We start from the raw sequence: 17608 nt of genomic DNA, 5'->3' as shown, positions 1-17608 counted from the left end.
TGTTAAAAAGAGTCAGCGGATTCGGTGAGCAAGTCGCAGTTTGGATAAACGGTAAAGTTGATCGTGTAGATGCTAAGTTTACTGAAAAGATAAAATAATCATTTTAGAAAGTGGGTTCGCTTATGAGTGTAGCAAGAAGTCATGAAGAGATGAAGGAATCACGTTTGAAAATATACATGGCTTTAGAAGAAGCTAACTTCATTTGGGATGAAAGAGATGTAATTCGTTTTCGTGAAATGTGGAATCAAGGTATGAGTTTACCAGAAATGGCGGAAGCACTAAGGAGACATCATGCTGAGGTTGCGCTCCTTGTAATAGATCAGGCTGATAAGTATTTAATTGAAAATCGTCCGATAGGATTAGGAATTTGCTAAATAGGAAGGAGAAAATAAAATGAAAGCTATGGAAAATGGTGTATATGAAACAACTAAATTAGTTAGTAAATCAAAGGGAGGAAAAGCTGCAATGAATATTAATCAAATCAGTGAATTAGATCAATATCAAGAAGCGGCATTATGCACATGGAATACAAATAATGATTTCGGTGGACATGTTTTAAATGCAGCATTAGGGCTTACGGGAGAAGCTGGCGAGATTGCTGATGTTGTAAAAAAAGCAATTTTTCATGGTCATGGATTTGATCTGGCTCATTGTCCAGGAGAAGAAGAAGGGAATACGCATAAAATCGCTTTAGAGTTAGGAGACATCTTGTACTACATTTCAATCATGTCTCACGAAATGGGGTATACCCTAGAAGATATTGCTCAAATGAATATATCTAAATTAGCAAAAAGATACCCAGGCGGATTTAGTCGAGAAGCTAGTCAAAATCGTGTAGATGTGAAGTGAAAATCGTAATAAAAAAGAGCCATGAGTGGAAAGGCTCATAGCTCTTTGTATAAGGGTAATGATTTTATAGGTGAATATTACTATAAATTACCAAAAAATTCAATGTAAGTAAATTAATTGGTATGTGATTTAAATTTCATTAAAAAGGAGGAATAGAGGAATATGTAAAAGAATTTGGAAAATCCATAAAAAAAGAATTCAGTAAAACTCTGAATTCTTTTACACGTAATTTTATTGGTTAATCCATTTAGAAATAATAGGATAATGAAACTCTTTTTCTTGTAGCACATATAAAATCCCTTTTATCGGTCCGAAAATTAACAAAAGGAACAGTATTAGATATAAAGGAGCTATGCTGGAAATAATCAAAGTATTATTTGAAGTCAAGTCTAAATTAGACAAGGATAGCATTAAGATTCTTATTATGAAAAGATTCCAAATCACTGTAATTATCCAAATAAATAGTTGATAAAACACAGCCTCAAGGATATTTTTTCGAATGTTTTGTGATTTGTATATAAAATAAAAAATCAACGGTATATAAAAAATTGTGATGCTAAAGAAAATAAGAATAAAAAAAGATAATAAGGTAAGAAAATACATAATTAATTTTATGTTCTTTTCTTGAGTTAGGATCATTAAGGTCCTCCTATATGTATGAGATTTGTTGTATCTATTAAAAATACGCGATGTAGGTAATTATAATATGAAAATTAATTGTATTAGAATTCTGTATCAAAAAGAACACGTAATAAATTAAAAAAGAGCTTTATTTTATTATAGATAAATAGGTGACTCAGCAATTGTGCTAGCCGAGTCACCTAGTACTATCGAAACAAATAATGTTCTTTTTTTATATGTAGTTATGTGGAGTTCCTAAAGGCTAGCCTCAAAAAATAGTTAAAGAACAAAGAAAATTATTTTAGAAAGAACTAGATTTTATTATGTTAACGCTACAACAGCAAGAGTTAAGCCCAATGTATTTAATGTATTAGAATATGGTCCTACATTAACAGTAAGAGTACTTGTTATACCTGAAGGTGTAGTGAAAATAGCGGGTGCTGATACAGAAGTGAATCCTGCAGTATATCCCAGAGAAGTACCAGAGCCAATGATTGGATTATTATTAAGGTACATAGTGATACCTGCCGAATTACCTCCTGGTTGAATGATAACTTGCACTTCATAGATTGCCAAATAGGTTCTTCCACCTTCAAGTAAAACAGTTGTTGGTGGTGTGAATGAGATTGCCGTACCATTAGAATTTACCACGGTATCTAGTGGAATTGCAGAATTTACAGAAACTATTGATGGGGTAGTTTGAACAACATTTAAACTGTTAGCCGTGGGGGATGGACAAGTGCAAGGGTTGTGAAGGTTAGAGTTATTATCATTTTGGTAATTCACAAATAATCAAGCTCCTTTACGTAAGATAATTTTTTATCCTATATAAAACGTAGCTTTTTTGTATCTAAGTTATTTTTAATAAGTTTTTAAAGAGAAGTTGAATATTGGTGGTCAGTCAATTCTTAAAAATATTTGATACTCTGGGATTTCAAAGTGCATCTGATAAATATATATGAATGTTTTTTTAGGACATTACTGTAAGTTAGGAAACATAAAAAAATAGTTATTTGAATTAAATAGAGCACCATTAGAGATTGGGGTGCTCTTAAGCCAAGACCTATAATGTGGATTACTAAAGTCTGTGTAAGTATATGAACGTTGTATATAAATAGTACAGAAAAAGAAAATTTAACAAAGGTTAACTGTATGAATCTAATGGGAATTAATTAAAGAATACTGTATGCAAAATTGATGATAATGTTATCCATCCAAATGTAATTGTAATATATTTTAAGATTTTCATTATGGTAATAATGCGCCACTAAAAAAATTACTACTGCCTACAGTTAAAGTTCCGTTTTCTGCTGCAGAAAATTGTATATCTATTGTTTGGCCAGCTAATAAATCAATAATAGTTGTAATTTCAAGTTGAGGTGTACCACCAGTAGTAATTGTTCCTGTTTGGCTAGCAACTGATACTAAATTTTTTCTTATAGTTATTCTTAGAGTAGAAGTCGTACCTAAAGTTGGATTAAATCCTATACTGGCACTGAATAAATAGATACCATTTATAGGGGCTGTAAATGTATTCGTTACTGGAGAATACCCTCCACCATTATTAAATATTATACTACCATACGATACTTGAATATCTGCAGGAGAAGTAAAAGACTGTGCAACATTTTTTTCTGCACGAAAATTAATGTTAAATGTGGGTCCGGTAGGCCCAGTGTTCCCAGTAGGCCCGGTGTTCCCAGTAGGCCCGGTGTTCCCAGTAGGCCCAGTGCTGCCAGTAGGTCCGGTAATGCCAGTAGGCAGAGTAAATGATGGGATTGGTGGGAAAGTAGGCCCAACTAGGTCGGGAGAAATTGAAATTTCAGATTTTATTTTAGATGAATTGAATCTGTCTTTCCTAGACATACGTGACCGGTTAAATTTGTCTTTTCTAGACATATGTATATCATCCTTTCTTAGAATCTCAGATTATATCCAGTAGATGCATGATATGAATTGGGTGTGATTGTATTTTGAGATAATAAGAAACAAATTTATCTAATCTAACTATAAAAATCAGAACTAAACAAAAGCGTTATTTTATAGTGATGCAAAAAGAGTACATATCGAATATGTACTCTTGAAAAAAGGAAGTGTATATAAGTGATGAAACACTATACTACAACATATGCTTGTCTCATTTAAAAGTGCAAGGAATATAACAAAATAGTTATTTTGTTATATAAAAAACATGCACAAAAATTGTGCATGTATAGTAAAAGCTATGTCTTGTCTATATAAATATATGCTTAGTTTATATAAATCGTGTGTATGTTTGAACGAAATAGTTATTTGTAATACAAAGAGCGCTTTTTAAGGCGCTCCATGAACAAAACTAATATTGAAAAAGAATACCACATGATATTTTATGTATGTTCTTAATGAATGTGCAGTTTAAGAAACGCTGCGCTTACAGAAATAGTTTGTAACATTAAGTTACAAAAATAGTATGAACAGGGTTAAAAATGTTATTCAGAAGTGAAAGAAAAAATAAAAAAGAGCGCCATGCATAAGTGCTCTTTAAGATGGGAGGTAACACTTTGAGCTGGATGTTTAGGTTAAAAGTATATGATGTAGAAAAGGAATAAGACCTAAACCCTAAAACCTAAAACTTTAACTAAATACAAAAGAGCAGCTAGCATAGGCTAACTGCTCCATCCGATACAACCTGGGTAAGAAGCAGATTGTATTGTGGTTGTTATTGACGGAATGTTTAATTTTATTCAGTTATTTAATAAAATCCTTATTGTAAAGAAAAGAGATAGGATTCACAACCCCATCTCTTCCAACAGAGATAATTCCAGTTTTGCTTCTTCACAATTTGGATTGATGCAGTAATGGATAAACGAATGTTCATCGTGTTGTATGAGAGGTTGATCACAAGATACACACGTATACGGTGAGAGTATTTTATATACCTCTTTACAGAATATGGATTAATTGTAGCGTAGTTTTAGTTGGTTAAGGAGTAAAACAAAATCGTTATTTAAATGAAAAAATAATAATAAAAATACCCCTTCAAACATCAAAAAAACATTATATATTTTGTAATTCTTCTTTTGGGACAGCAAGCCAACCATACGCTTCAAGTTTTTCTATGTAAGTATCTAATTTAATGTCCTCAAGTTCTATAGCAAGAGGATGTAGAGAAACAAAACATTCATTTGATGCGTAATTAATTGAAACTTTTACAACCTCATATCCATTATGAAAACTTGAGTCGAACCCTGGATCATCTATGATATCGCCTTTAATTGGACGAATATCAGATTCAAATGTTTTTATCATTAATTTAGGGACAGTTTTCTCTTTGATTGATGATACAAACAATACTAAATTTATTTTCATTATAGTCTCCTTATTAGTTGATATACCAGCTCATTTTAATGAAATTAAACAATAAAATCAAGTGCTCTATAAAGGAAGACAGAGCATTATAAAACTAAACAAAAACGCTATTTTGTAGAGCGTTAATTCCATGGGAAAAGAGCACTTCGTAAAAGTGCTCTTCTGACCAAAATCCATTTTGTAAAAGAGAGGAATACGTAATATCATATGAATTTATTTTTAAATGTGTTTAAAATCGTATAAAAACTTCATTTTGCACAACAAAGCAGCCAGCTTAATTAGCTAACTGCTTGTTGTACAAAAGAAAATTAGGCCCTACAAGTAAATGATATGTAACTTTAAGTTACAACTATATTATAAGCAGAATTAAACATGTTATGCGGTAATAAAAATAAGCTTAATCAAACTTTCATTTTGTATTAAGTTGGAATATAAAAAGAGCACTTAGTAAAGTGCTCTCGTGACGAGTCTCATTTTATAACGACTATTTTATAAAGAAAGGAACTCAGGATATTATATGTGCGCCAGTCAATTGAGTACCTTGTACAAATAAAGAGCAGCTAGCAAAAGCTAACTGCTCATATAAGGAAATCGGAGAAAGATAACCATGTGTCTACAGTATTGACGGAATATTGGTTTTTATTCGTGAGGAACTACGATTAACTTAATGCATAGCCCATAATAAAAGTTAGTGTTAAAAACACTGATAATAACAGTGTTAGTAGAACTGTTACTATGCTTCTAAGCATTGATATCCAATTATCTATTTTAGAGAATCCTTTAATACCAGCAAAAAAAGTTCCTATTGAAAAAATGAGTACGAAAAATAAACGGCGTTTATAAAAGATGCATTTATTTCAGGTGTACATACTTCAAGATATAAAAGAAAAAAAGCAATGCAAACGAATGAAAAAATAAAGGACCATAGATTTATATTATGTTTCATAGGTTGCTCCTTTGTTATCGGAATATTTCCATTAAATTTTAATGGAAAATATAAGGAAAAGATAGTGTTTATAAATTAGAATGAATTTTTTAACAAAATAATCCTTTTAAAGTAAAACAAACAGAATATAGTCCGGCTAGAAAACTAGAGGGCACCAATTCATTAAAGCAGCAATTAAAGCTGTTTTAGGAATAGGTGTCCTTTTTATTTTGAAAAGAGGGATGGAGAAATATGAAGGCACTAAAAGAACAATTACGCGAGTGGAAAAAGCAATCCAAGCAAGGAAAGAAGAAAAATAAGAAAAACAAAAAGAGAAATTAAGTACTCGTGAAATTGAGGATTTAATGGGGATGCATAGACCTTGTTATGAACGAAGACGCGGAGCAATAAGACAAAAGTAATTTAAAAATAAAAAGGAGTGGTCTTACATGAATAAACAATTATCTTTCTTACCAAAAATTGATAGAGTAGCAACGCAGAAAAAATTAGAAGGTGTTCTGGAAAGTGTGCGTTTGTATAGGCAGTTTGGAATGATGCGTGAAGAAATGAAAGTCACTCCTTCTTATGAAATTAGATATCACGGGCCTACAAATGATGTAGGGAAGCTACTAGAAGATATAGCGATGGCTAATATTCAACAAAGTAAAAGAGAAGAGTGGATTAAGCAAACATCATTTCGTATTGACCAGTTTCTTAGTCGTTTGGGTAATGGACGTGCAGGAAAGGATCAAAGAGACATCATCATTAAGCGTTATTTAGAAGATGAAGATGTATGTGATTATATGGTATATAACGAAATCGGCATGAGCGAGCGTACTTATCGACGTGTTAAGGCTAGAGTATTTTATAAACTTGTTTTTGCTCTTAGATTAGAAGTTTACGAGACAGAAGAAACTGGAGGTAATGAATAATGAATTTTGTTCAGCCAATACGTAATCCAGAGCAAATACAGCAGCTTAAAGAATATTTTAAAGAAAAGTGCTTACGTAATTACATTCTCTTCATTATGGGAATCAATACAGGCCTGAGAATCTCGGACATTTTGAAATTGAAGGTAGGAGATGTCAAAGGTAGTCATATATCTATGCGGGAAAAGAAAACAGGGAAACAGAAACGAATACAAATTACTGCAGCACTGAAAAGAGAACTTAAATGGTTTATTGAAGAAAGAGAAGATAATGAGTATTTATTGCAAAGCAGACAAGGTAAGAATCGTCCAATTGGTCGTAGCATGGCATATAAGATATTAAGCGGAGCAGCGGCAGAGTTTGGGTTAGATGAAATAGGGACACATACGTTGAGAAAGACATATGGGTATCATATGTATATGCAAACAAAAACATAGCATTGCTCATGGGGATATTTAATTACTCGTCAGAGAAAGTCACGTTACGTTATATAGGTGTAAATCAAGAAGCAATGGATAAGGCAATGACTAGGTTTAAAATTTAATCATTGCTTTTTCTTTTAGGATAGTTTAAATTCTTAGTCTGATTGGGACGGGATCACCACAGCAAAAGATTTGCAGGTTACGTTAAGATCCATTTTAGGCAGAAAAATATTAGTTCTCTGAAGAACTATCATCATCACTCCTCTTCGATAATCTTGAGAAAATATTTATCTTAATAAAAAATTAACATTTTTTCAATTTCCTGTAATTATAATTAAAGGTATTCTGTTAGTGTTATACAAATGTATCTGTCGATCTATTCCATGTATGAATCTAGTCTGGCAATCAACAGAATATTCCACACACCATTGAAAAAGGGGGAAAGTTTATGCAAAGAATTTTAAAATTCCTGTTCATGTCCGTTTTTTCTTTGATTTGTGTTTTGTATGTTCAAACGAATGCTTTTGCCGCACCAGCATACGAGGGAGTTGTCAAAATGAAGCAGCCTTCAGGCGAATCTTTTGAGGGCACGTTACATGGAGATGAATGGTTCCATTGGGTAAGTACAAAGGATGGTGACGTACTTTTACAAGATCAGAAGGGGTATTGGAATTACGCTGAGCTTAAAGCAGATGAACTGAAATCAACGGGTACAAAATATAAAATTGATAAGAAGCCTTCAATGGCGATAAATGAGTACAATTTGAATAAGTGGATAAAAAAATACAACCCTCAAGCAAAGAAAAAACAGGAGCACATGAATAAATTACAAAAAGAATCACCAAAAAATATTGATGGAACTGTCACTCCAGTTTTAGGAAACAAAAAATTACTTGTTTTGTTAATTGGGTTTACAGATGTTGATATTGCATATAACGATAACGATTGGAGTAACCAATTCTTTTCTACAAATCAAAAGTCAGTTAAGAATTACTATAATGAAGTAAGTAACGGAAAAGTACAGATAACTCCAGCTCCTGAAACATATGGTACTCAAAATGATGGAGTGGTTAAAGTGAAATTAGATTACGCTCATCCGAGTACATCGGGAAAAAGTATGGGTACGGTTATAACAGATGCACTGGCTAAAGCTGATTCTCAAGTGAATTTTGCTAGTCTTGATACTAATAATGATCAAGTCGTTGACTCTAAAGATGGCTTCTACATTGTAAGTTTTCTTGCTGGTAATGAACAGGCTAGTGGGGGGCCACTTCCAAACATTTGGGCGCATCAGTCATATGCTCCTAATACAAATCACGATGGTGTTACAGTATCAGGCATGTATACAGCGCAGGGTGAAAAACAATATGGTCATATGGCGACAATTGGTATACCTGCTCATGAGTTAGGGCATTCTTTTGGTCTTCCAGATCTATATGGTGACAATAACCGTGTAGGTAGTCTAAGTATAATGGGGAATGGAGCTTGGAATAGTCTTCAAGGGGAAGAGTATGGAACTACCCCAGATCATATGGATGCTTGGTCAAAGGTAAAACTGGGCTTTGTAACACCAACTGTAGTAAATACCACTAATAACTTTACTCTAAATGCAATCCCAAATAACTATAATGTGTTAAAGATTCCTTTAAAGGATAATACGTATTTTTTAGTTGAGAATCGCGCAAAGGTTGGGTATGATGCGAGCTTACCAACAAATTCTGGTGGTATTGCGGTTTGGCATATTGATGAATCTATGAATAATAATTCCAGTGATCCGCATCCTTTCATTGATATAGAGCAATCAGTCAGTGAATACCAAGACCCATTCTATTACACGAATCAAAATCATGCTGCTACCTTTGGTCCAGACACTAATCCGAATAGTAATACCTACACGGGAGAAAAAACAGGAGTAACGATTACAACGACAAGTACAAGTAATTCTGCTATGAATGTAGCAGTCACAACAAAAGAAGCTAGCTTAATTCCGCAAACAAACTGGACACTAAAATATGTAGATAGCTATAATTGGTACAATTTAGGTACGTATGCCTTTGATGGAAACAAAGACACATTTTGGCATACAAACTGGAGCCCTGTAGCTCCAATGCCACACGAGATTCAAATTGATTTAGGTGCAACTTATAACCTCTCCAAATTCAGCTACTTGCCAAGGCAAGACGGCCAAATAAATGGAACGATTAAGGACTATGAGTTTTACGTCAGTAGTGATGGAGTAAACTGGGGAACAGCGGTATCCATAGGTGCTTTTGCAAACAATACTAACTTGAAAGAGGTCAGCTTTGCAAACAAGACAGGTCGTTATATTAAACTACGTGCATTAAGCGAGGCAAACAACAATCCATGGACAAGTGCCGCTGAAATTAATGTATTTGGAGTGGTTCAATAATATATTTGTGAGGTTATCTAATTAAATCATTGATACGCTAGTCCAAAGGGTTATCATCTGCTGAGAGTTCGCTCGGCATTTGATAACCTTTTTGTTCTATACTAGCCAATATGCAAAAGAAAAAGATGGATTAATAAAATTCATATTCTTAGCTTGATAGCAATGTGGTGGTACTCCTTACAGTTACTCATAAATTTTGTACTATGTAACTCAAAAAAGAAAGTATTATAAATTCAATGATACCAAGGGATTCAGCGAAGGGGGCAGTTACACACAATATAAGATATAGGTAAGTCATAGAGAACTTGAAATGATATATTAATTACTTTGTGAAAATAGTATATCTTAAGAAGATAATGATTTCAAATCGTCAAAGTAGAGAAAAAGATACGAATGATTAAATTCAAATGTGGGTTATAAAATTATTAATATAAATATAACGATTTTAAAAATGGTCAATGACATTTTCCTCAAAAATGGAAAAGTTGATATAAAAGCACATAACCGTTTACAGCCCAATACATATAGTGTCAGTGTAGTGATAAGCAAGTACAACATGACTGCAATGAAAAATTATTTTTCTGTTAGCTTGTTTTCATTACGAGTTAAATTAATAGAACTTCTGTTAGTTATTATGAAACGCATCTTTGTTATAGGATCGGGGGGGAATATCTTGGCTGCAGAAAAAGGATATAGAAGTGGTTGTGGTTATGGCGGAGGATTTGCATTACTAGTCGTATTGTTTATCTTGCTTATTATCGTTGGCGCTGCTTGTTTTTGCTAGTTTATGAACTTCATTTTTTTCTAGAGAGGAGGAGTGTATCTTGGCTGCAGAAAAAGGATATGGAAGTGGTTGTGGTGGTTATGGCGGAGGATTTGCATTACTAATCGTATTGTTTATCTTGCTTATTATCGTTGGTGCAACTTGTTTTTGCTAGTTTATGAACTTCATTTTTTTCTAGAGAGGAGGAGTGTATCTTGGCTGCAGAAAAAGGATATGGAAGTGGTTGTGGTAGTTATGGCGGAGGATTTGCATTACTAATCGTATTGTTTATCTTGCTTATTATCATTGGTGCAAGCTGGTGCGGATATGGTGGTTTTTAAGTAACAACCTTCTTATATCACCAAGAATAAATAAAGGGTTGCTTCACGTAGTGTGAAGTAATCCTTCATTAATATAGTTTAATATATGTTTAGAATATATAATGTGTTCGTTATGAAAGGAGAAAAAAATGGGATCTAGCCCATATTTTAATAAAAATGTTTCGTATCAAACTTCATCTATTCCAATAACCGAAGTAACTCAGAAGAAAAGTCGAATAATAGCGGCCGAAGCTGTTACACTTTCCAAAACGAATAATGAAACAACCAATGAAGCAATCAATGGAACGACTGATGAAACATTAAAAAAACAGAAAAATAATTCATCTGATTATTCGCCATTCCAAATTAATATTCCTTATTTTAATATAAAAATAACTTCGACAGAGATATTAGGTGTTGCTAAATCCGTATTTATGCAAGCTCTTATTCAAAAGGTTCAAGATCCGGTATTTTTAATGAATCTTTTGAATAGTGAAGGTGGAAAGAAACTACTTAATTTAGCAGGTGATTTTTTTAAAGATACTGCTACGAAATCAGAAAATGATAAAGATGAAAACTAACATCAGCCTTTATTGATATACATCTCTTTGATAGCTCTAATTTCATAAATACTACAATCACAAAAGATAGGGATTAAAAATAATCCCTTCTTTTGTGAGCATAATTGCATTTTTCATTGTAATTATATGTAAATCAGATAATAAAAAGTGAAAGGGTTATGGCCGTTTTTTGGCAGGAAATGTGCCGGTCGTTTTGGAGTTAACGTGATATATTTGTATTGTGAGAAGTGGCGGAAAACACAACTCATAATATACCTTTATAATCTATAAAATCAATTAATGGATAATATGAGCCGTATGATGGCTACTTCCGCAAGCCAATTAGGAGGATTAAAGACCGTCATGAGTGGTGTATATGGAAGTATGTCAAACAGTAGACAAGCCATGACAAATAGTGTATCAAATCAAGTCATTAATAATTCTTTCGGATCATCTGGCGGTGGAGTTATTCCAATGCTTGGTGGAGATTTATTGAAGTACCCGTAAATTTAGAAGGAAGAGACGTGGCACGCGGTACTTATCGGCTATACAACCGAGTATCAAGAAAGAGAAGAAAAGAGAAACTCAGCCTTTTAGGTTTGGGTTTCTTTTATTTTATAAAAAAACGGAGTGTCAAAATGAGCTCTTTTACATTCAACAATCAACGAAAAGAATATATCCAACTAGAAAGAGGATGGAGCCCGCCAACATGGGAACCTCTAAAACGTAAATTCTTAAACACGCCTGGATATCCAGGCGCAAGATTATTAGGAATGGAAACAGATCCTCGTCGACTTTCTGTCCCTGTGGGAATTATCGTTCCAGATGGAACAGATTTAGAAACGTTAAAAGAAGAAATAGCGACATGGTTAATTACTGAACAAGCAACCGAGCTAACTTTTGATACAAAACTAGATAGAACATATATAGCTGTTATTGATGAAGATTTTAATGTTGATAATTTTATGAGTTTAGGAAAAGGCACCTTAAAATTCATTTGTCCAATGCCTTATAAACTAGGCCCAAGGAGAAAAATAGATTTCAAATTACAAGGAAGTAGATTAATTACAAATATATCGAATAATGAGAGTAAATATTCTGATCCTACGTTCATAGTTAAGGTAGAAACTCCCTCTACTTTTATTGATATTTCACGAAAAAAGGAAGAAGAAATTCAACATTTTCGTATGGGATACCCTGTTTCTGTGGAAGAACGAACAGTCGAGAAAGAACAGCTTGTTATGCACGATGAAATGAAAACAATGGTTGGTTGGAATCAAAATGGTCCAAACACTAACGAAGGTGAAAACACAGGAACTCTAAAGTCAGATAGTGAGCGCTTTGTTATAGATAACTTTGGTGCAGGTAGTACATGGCATGGCGGAGTGGCTAGGAAAAGTTTAAAAGAACCGCTACAGGATTTTACTGTTGAAGCAAACGAAGAAACAGGTGAGTATCTAACTTTTGAAAAGATTAACGGTGGGAAGTTATACGTCGCTGATGCAGATGCCTTACAACGTTGGACAGAAGATGGTTCACACAAATATGACATCTATAGTCCACAAACAGAAGATCAAAATATGTCAGCCGAAAGATTAAAACAACTAACGGAAGCGGAACTAAAGAAACGTATTAATAGCACTGTACAGTATGAAGTAACTCCAATTGCATTAGAAAAGATATTTGGTTTATCTCATGAAAAAGTAAATAAGGGCGATATTGTCCATTTCAAAGATACAAAATTTACGCCACCTTTGTTTTTAGAAGCACGTCTTATCGCAGCGGATGAATGTGATATAAATGCGGCAAATGATAAATATTATTTTGGTGATTTTAAAGAAGTAGAAGATACGAGAAGTCTGTTAGATCACATGTATGCCCAAGTTATGGGCAGTCTAGCTGGAAAAGCAAATAAAGGCTTGTTAGATAAGTTGGAAGAACTTGTGAAAGAGACAAATGAACAAGTTGATGTTGTGAAAAAGGAATCAGAAGCAGCAAAAAAGTTAGCAGAAAAAGTACAAGAAAACCTTAAAAATTATCAAACAAAAATTATTGAAAGCGCAAAACCACCGACAATCGGTTTAGAAAATGGAAAAATCTTATGGTTAGATATTTCAAACGGCAAGCCTGGCATCCTCAAATTATGGAAGAATGGCAATTGGGAGTCGGTTGTTCCTGATATGGACAAAGTAAAGGAAGATACCTTAGAGCAAGTCAACAAAGATATTGAAACCACAAAAACAGAGTTGAATAAAAAAGTTCAAGAAGCACAAAATCAAGCAACAGGACAATTTAATGAAGTGAATGAAAGATGTTGAAGATTACGTTGGTGGAATTGGTAACCAAACGGTTTTACGCAATGTCTTGTAGAAGAACGACACGAAATATTGGCAATTAACTTCAAACGCAGTAAGAGATACACAAGTCACTTATAAGAGGTGCAATTCACTTAGTGTTATTACTACAGGTAATATGACTTATTCTTTATCCTGTTTCTTTCTTAGTTGTACCTAGCGCGTTTTTATAATTCTTTATTTAATTCCTAATTTAAAGAACAAACTATCCAAAATAACATGATTTATATGACTATGTATACTCTTTTTTGGAAAATATTGTAATTAATTAACATTTGAAACTATAACACAAATTATTTAAATAATATATCTAAATTTATCGTCATCATAATGGTGCTTGTCTTTAAATTTTCAGCAATCATTATTCCAGGAAATCTTTTATGTCTCCCTTCAATTAGGGTCAGTATTATTCTATGTTTTAGTAAAAAAACTGCTTGTTTATTAACCTATTATTATACTTTTATATGATAGAGAGCTTTCTACTAGATATAGAATTCATAAAAACTATGCTAATTTTTAAGGGAGAGTGGATAGAACTACTGATTATGAAATTAATCAACACACATTTATCAAAGAAAATATTCTAATTTAAAATAATTTCTTATTTTGGAGTATACTGTCTTGAATGTATATTTCAAAATTGAATAGGTAAAAGATTTTATGTAACAACAAATAAAACTTCAGTATATGTAAAGCGATTTTTTACGAATATATAGCTTGATAAAAATAAAAATCATCATTTGGTAACCATGTTCATATCGTGATATCCAAAATTAAATTCAAGATAACTCATGTAATAAAGACTTCATAATTTTACCGAATCTGCGAGATACGTTGAAAACAGAATTTGTATTCCTCTAAAAATATTAATTTTCAGAATTTTCAATAAAAAAGATTAGATTATACTAACTTAATGATAATGATTAAAAAGGCTACTATAGAACCCAAACATTAGTAGAAGAAAGACATATACAAGTATTATGAGTTTGAAAATTTCATAAACTCTAAAATCTTATAAAAAGAGGAGCATAAAACATGAGCGAACAATGTCCAATTAATGTACCATGTCAGGTAGCGGGACAAACCCAAACACCATTAAGTGATGAGACTGCAACACCAATTGTTACTCCAGGAGCACCTATTGTAAAGATTCCAGTTGTATTAGCTGAAAGAACGCTTCAAATTGTTGTAGAGTCCGATATTTCATTAGAGCCTCCAGCAGTCGAAATTAAACGCATCTTAAAAAACGTATTTTTAACACAATGTAAGTTAGTGCCTGTAGCATTCGTACCAGTACCAGGTACACCTTACCGACGAGTTACAAGAGCGAAATTATTTGTACAAGGCTATATTCGTAAAAATATTGAATATGCAAATGACGAGTGTAATGGAGTTCTATATGATCGTATTGCAAATGTTCCATTTTCTGGTTTTGCAGATCTGACAGAAGGTGATTTTCTATCATTAGCTTTAGTAGCTTCTTCTTCGGACACTACTTCTCATTTTATAAATCCTAAAAACGGTGATTTACCACGTCTAGACAAATATTTCTTTGAAAATGTAGTTTTTTATAACGAACAACCATATTGTGAATTAGTAAGCGCTCAATTTTTTGAATTAGACTTTTCACCTTGTCCTACAAACCTAAACGAACCATTTGATACGCTTCGTGAAAAAATTGTACTAGATCTTACTTTAAAAGTTTTACAAGTACAACAAGTACAAGTAGCACTATAAAAATAAAAAGAAATTGTCTTTGTTAAAAAGACAATTTCTTTTTTATTTTTATACAACATATATAATGATGAAATGGTCACATACAAAAAACAAATTTTTTGAATTTCATCAGACGGGGGGATGGTGATGAAAAATCCATGGATTGGTAAGGGGATATGGGATGAAATTTACAAGTATAAAAAACTGAATATACAAGATAATTTACACGAAAAAAGAGGGGGAAAAGAAGAAATACCACCTGAATTAAAGGGAGAATATGTAGCATCAAAATTAGAGAAAGAAGGTAAAGCGTCTGGATCACAAGTAGGGCCTTTAATACGCTCACTGGTGGTCAAAACTCCATTTTCTATTTTTTCAGAAGTAACTAGTTTTAAAATATTTCCAAAAATAAATGTTAAAAATCAAGAAGCATTTGTATTTAGGAATGAAAAAGGTGTAGAAGGGCGTGAATTAGATTGTAAGTTATTAACTACAGTGCAACAATATTATTCGGATAGTTATTGTAAATTAGTTTCTTTAAATCTTCATGAGAAGAGAATTCATTTTGAATTATATAACCAAAAAAATAAAGGGAATAAAGAAGAGAATAAGGTAGAGGCATCTTCATGGATTCCTATTCACAGTATAATATTAGAGAGTGAAAATGGGGAAGACGTAAATAATTTTATTACAGCGAAACTACCAATAGAAATAGGAAGATATAGAGGTGAAATTAGTTTACGAGAAAAGGTTGTATTTAAAGAAAAAGTCATAGGAATAAAAGAGGTTGAACAGGAGATTATTTTGACAAAAACCGAATTTTTAATACCAAAGGTAAAAAAGAATGAGCAAAATACACTTACAGTTGAAAAAGGGAGCTTATTGGTAGAAGGGTATATATATCAATGTATTGAATACATATCAGAACAAAGTAAACTTCATGATAATGAGCATCAGTTAATACAAAATATTGTATTGGAGTTAATCATTCAAGTAATACAAGAACAAGAAGTACAAGTGCGAATTAAATAAAAATAATTATATTCCCTCGATTAGCTGATTATTTTTATTCGTAGTGTATCGATGGGTATTCTTTTGTAAATCATTCAGTGCTGCAAACTATTTGTTAAATGGTTTATCCTTGATAAATTCAATTTTACATTGTTACTAAATTGTATGAATCTCCTCTGGTTTAAGTTTTAAAAAAGTGCTAACAAGTTTGCAAGCGATCTTGCTAACACTTATACAGAATAGACATAAATTATCGCTGATATGTCGTTTTTAAAAATAGTCTTAATCAGTTAAATCACACTTATACGAAATGCTCATAAAAACCGTCTTAGTATCAAGAATATAACATGTTAGGTCAAACAAACCTTGATATAACAATGTTTGTTTAACTTGAATTTGTAAAACATTTACATTTTATAAATGCAAGTTATCCAAATCAACGTAATTATAAACATAAACATGATTAACACCAATCGGTTTACGTGACATTCGTATATTTTAAGTCTTTGATAAATAATACAATTTAAATTTTGCAGATCAGTAGAATGAGGAAATATGCTTAGAGTATTAGCGAAACCCAACCCTAATCAATTCTTCATCATTTATTTCAATTACGAATCTATATTCTTTGTCTAATAGCCAGTAATAAAAACTGACTGCATCAACGTCAACTAGTGATTGGAATACTTTATCAAGATTTGTACTTACTACAGGGATTTCATAGTTATCCCATATTATAAAAATCTGTTCGTCAAAATCTAGTTGGTTTGCTCTAATAAGGGAAATTATTTGTTCTTTGTTCGAAGCTATGAATTGGTTATCTATCTGTTCCCAATCTATTCTTCCCGAGACAGTTATAGGAAATGAATTCATTAAAATAGTAGCAATCTGCTGGCTTTTTTCTTGGGAGAAAATGAGAGTTTCGTTTCCTAGGGATTCAAGGCATTCACTAAACAAAGGGTTTGTGTCATTGTTGTTTTTGGTTTTCAGTGCTCTTAACTTTTGTCGCAATTTCCATTGTCTTGACGATCTATCATCCATTTTTAACATTCCTTATACAATTATTTAAGAATGAGTATAGCATATAAGGGAAGTCTTTATGAAAAGGAACTTTTTAAATATAAATTAAATAAAAGCGTTATTTGAAAAAAAGCCTTTTAAGGAAAGATAAGAGGCCATCAAAAAATATAACAACATGAAAATTTTATATTATGTATATACAATTTAAAGAGTTAGTGGAAATAATAAAATGTATAAAATTCTTATAAAAAAGCCCTAAGATTAGGGGATCTAGGGCTTCCTCTGTTGGTATATCTCACACGACATTATAAAAAGAAAAGAACTTAATGAAGGTAACACATGAATGTTTCGTAAATGTAT

16 protein-coding genes and 4 pseudogenes are annotated in these 17608 nt (G+C 32.3%); 14 read left to right on the top strand and 6 right to left on the bottom strand.

The window, feature by feature from the left end; genetic code table 11:
- Positions 1-11: 11 nt before the first annotated feature.
- The 3 genes and pseudogenes from DN400_RS00340 to DN400_RS00330 all read left to right on the top strand — a co-directional run.
- Positions 12-98: pseudogene (locus tag DN400_RS00340) on the top strand (DUF3954 domain-containing protein); the annotation flags it as partial.
- Positions 99-122: 24 nt separating this feature from the next.
- On the top strand, positions 123-374 hold the full coding sequence (locus tag DN400_RS00335; RefSeq protein WP_000109540.1) for a hypothetical protein: 252 nt from the start codon (positions 123-125) through the stop codon (positions 372-374).
- A gap of 19 nt (positions 375-393) precedes the next feature.
- Complete coding sequence (locus DN400_RS00330) at positions 394-849, top strand: nucleoside triphosphate pyrophosphohydrolase family protein (protein WP_000646384.1); 456 nt, start codon at positions 394-396, stop codon at positions 847-849.
- A 231-nt stretch (positions 850-1080) separates the two neighbouring features.
- On the opposite strand, the gene DN400_RS00325 is transcribed toward DN400_RS00330, so the two are convergent.
- The 5 genes and pseudogenes from DN400_RS00325 to DN400_RS29720 form a co-directional block, all read right to left on the bottom strand.
- Entirely contained in the window at positions 1081-1488 is a 408-nt protein-coding gene (locus DN400_RS00325; protein ID WP_098678125.1) for a magnetosome magnetite crystal formation protein family, read from the bottom strand.
- Positions 1489-1791: 303 nt separating this feature from the next.
- Entirely contained in the window at positions 1792-2256 is a 465-nt protein-coding gene (locus DN400_RS00320; RefSeq protein WP_016077725.1) for a hypothetical protein, read from the bottom strand.
- A 462-nt stretch (positions 2257-2718) separates the two neighbouring features.
- Positions 2719-3336: an exosporium leader peptide-containing protein gene (locus tag DN400_RS00315; protein ID WP_147801474.1), complete on the bottom strand. Its 618-nt coding sequence runs from the start codon at positions 3334-3336 to the stop codon at positions 2719-2721.
- Positions 3337-4506: 1170 nt separating this feature from the next.
- Positions 4507-4818, bottom strand: coding sequence for a hypothetical protein (locus DN400_RS00310; RefSeq protein ID WP_063547276.1), 312 nt, complete (start codon positions 4816-4818; stop codon positions 4507-4509).
- A gap of 659 nt (positions 4819-5477) precedes the next feature.
- Positions 5478-5764 (bottom strand): annotated as a pseudogene (locus DN400_RS29720) (hypothetical protein).
- A gap of 428 nt (positions 5765-6192) precedes the next feature.
- On the opposite strand from DN400_RS29720, the gene DN400_RS00300 reads away from it, so the two are divergent.
- The 11 genes and pseudogenes from DN400_RS00300 (at position 6193) to DN400_RS00245 (ending at position 16249) form a co-directional block, all read left to right on the top strand.
- Entirely contained in the window at positions 6193-6675 is a 483-nt protein-coding gene (locus tag DN400_RS00300; RefSeq protein WP_147801471.1) for an ArpU family phage packaging/lysis transcriptional regulator, read from the top strand.
- Positions 6675-7216 (top strand): annotated as a pseudogene (locus tag DN400_RS00295) (site-specific integrase). The gene DN400_RS00300 and the pseudogene DN400_RS00295 overlap by 1 nt, the downstream one beginning before the upstream one ends.
- A 326-nt stretch (positions 7217-7542) precedes the next feature.
- Positions 7543-9504: a M6 family metalloprotease domain-containing protein gene (locus DN400_RS00290; RefSeq protein WP_098205718.1), complete on the top strand. Its 1962-nt coding sequence runs from the start codon at positions 7543-7545 to the stop codon at positions 9502-9504.
- A 673-nt stretch (positions 9505-10177) separates the two neighbouring features.
- Positions 10178-10288, top strand: coding sequence for a YjcZ family sporulation protein (locus tag DN400_RS00285; RefSeq protein ID WP_000718602.1), 111 nt, complete (start codon positions 10178-10180; stop codon positions 10286-10288).
- A 40-nt stretch (positions 10289-10328) separates the two neighbouring features.
- Positions 10329-10442, top strand: a complete 114-nt coding sequence (locus DN400_RS00280) for a YjcZ family sporulation protein (protein ID WP_000718600.1) — start codon at positions 10329-10331, stop codon at positions 10440-10442.
- A 40-nt stretch (positions 10443-10482) separates the two neighbouring features.
- A complete protein-coding gene (locus tag DN400_RS00275) occupies positions 10483-10608 on the top strand; it encodes a YjcZ family sporulation protein (protein ID WP_147801470.1) in 126 nt (41 codons plus the stop codon).
- A 128-nt stretch (positions 10609-10736) separates the two neighbouring features.
- Positions 10737-11168, top strand: coding sequence for a hypothetical protein (locus DN400_RS00270; RefSeq protein ID WP_000535863.1), 432 nt, complete (start codon positions 10737-10739; stop codon positions 11166-11168).
- 270 nt (positions 11169-11438) lie between these two features.
- A pseudogene (locus DN400_RS00265) lies at positions 11439-11744 on the top strand (phage tail tape measure protein); the annotation flags it as partial.
- 41 nt (positions 11745-11785) lie between these two features.
- Positions 11786-13465: a distal tail protein Dit gene (locus tag DN400_RS00260; protein WP_147801469.1), complete on the top strand. Its 1680-nt coding sequence runs from the start codon at positions 11786-11788 to the stop codon at positions 13463-13465.
- Between the two features lie 1071 nt (positions 13466-14536).
- Complete coding sequence (locus DN400_RS00255) at positions 14537-15238, top strand: CsxC family protein (protein ID WP_147801468.1); 702 nt, start codon at positions 14537-14539, stop codon at positions 15236-15238.
- Between the two features lie 126 nt (positions 15239-15364).
- Positions 15365-16249 (top strand): BC_2427 family protein, encoded by an 885-nt coding sequence (locus DN400_RS00245; RefSeq protein ID WP_147801467.1) that lies wholly within the window; start codon positions 15365-15367, stop codon positions 16247-16249.
- A 546-nt stretch (positions 16250-16795) separates the two neighbouring features.
- Here DN400_RS00245 and DN400_RS00240 read toward each other — a convergent pair.
- Positions 16796-17269, bottom strand: coding sequence for a CDI toxin immunity protein (locus DN400_RS00240; RefSeq protein WP_048558849.1), 474 nt, complete (start codon positions 17267-17269; stop codon positions 16796-16798).
- Between the last annotated feature and the right edge of the window lie 339 nt (positions 17270-17608).

It is taken from the genome of Bacillus sp. AR8-1, assembly GCF_008042345.1.
Lineage (GTDB): Bacteria > Bacillota > Bacilli > Bacillales > Bacillaceae_G > Bacillus_A > Bacillus_A cereus.
This window is presented reverse-complemented; position numbering and strand designations above follow the sequence as displayed.

Excerpts from the sequence above, each read along its gene's own strand:
- DN400_RS00300 (WP_147801471.1), top strand. The coding sequence starts at position 6,193 with ATGAATAAACAATTATCTTTCTTACCAAAAATTGATAGAGTAGCAACG.
- DN400_RS00325 (WP_098678125.1), bottom strand. The coding sequence starts at position 1,488 with ATGATCCTAACTCAAGAAAAGAACATAAAATTAATTATGTATTTTCTT.
- DN400_RS00290 (WP_098205718.1), top strand. The coding sequence starts at position 7,543 with ATGCAAAGAATTTTAAAATTCCTGTTCATGTCCGTTTTTTCTTTGATT.
- DN400_RS00245 (WP_147801467.1), top strand. The coding sequence starts at position 15,365 with ATGAAAAATCCATGGATTGGTAAGGGGATATGGGATGAAATTTACAAG.
- DN400_RS00315 (WP_147801474.1), bottom strand. The coding sequence starts at position 3,336 with ATGTCTAGGAAAGACAGATTCAATTCATCTAAAATAAAATCTGAAATT.
- DN400_RS00330 (WP_000646384.1), top strand. The coding sequence starts at position 394 with ATGAAAGCTATGGAAAATGGTGTATATGAAACAACTAAATTAGTTAGT.
- DN400_RS00270 (WP_000535863.1), top strand. The coding sequence starts at position 10,737 with ATGGGATCTAGCCCATATTTTAATAAAAATGTTTCGTATCAAACTTCA.
- DN400_RS00240 (WP_048558849.1), bottom strand. The coding sequence starts at position 17,269 with ATGGATGATAGATCGTCAAGACAATGGAAATTGCGACAAAAGTTAAGA.
- DN400_RS00255 (WP_147801468.1), top strand. The coding sequence starts at position 14,537 with ATGAGCGAACAATGTCCAATTAATGTACCATGTCAGGTAGCGGGACAA.
- DN400_RS00260 (WP_147801469.1), top strand. The coding sequence starts at position 11,786 with ATGAGCTCTTTTACATTCAACAATCAACGAAAAGAATATATCCAACTA.
- DN400_RS00310 (WP_063547276.1), bottom strand. The coding sequence starts at position 4,818 with ATGAAAATAAATTTAGTATTGTTTGTATCATCAATCAAAGAGAAAACT.
- DN400_RS00335 (WP_000109540.1), top strand. The coding sequence starts at position 123 with ATGAGTGTAGCAAGAAGTCATGAAGAGATGAAGGAATCACGTTTGAAA.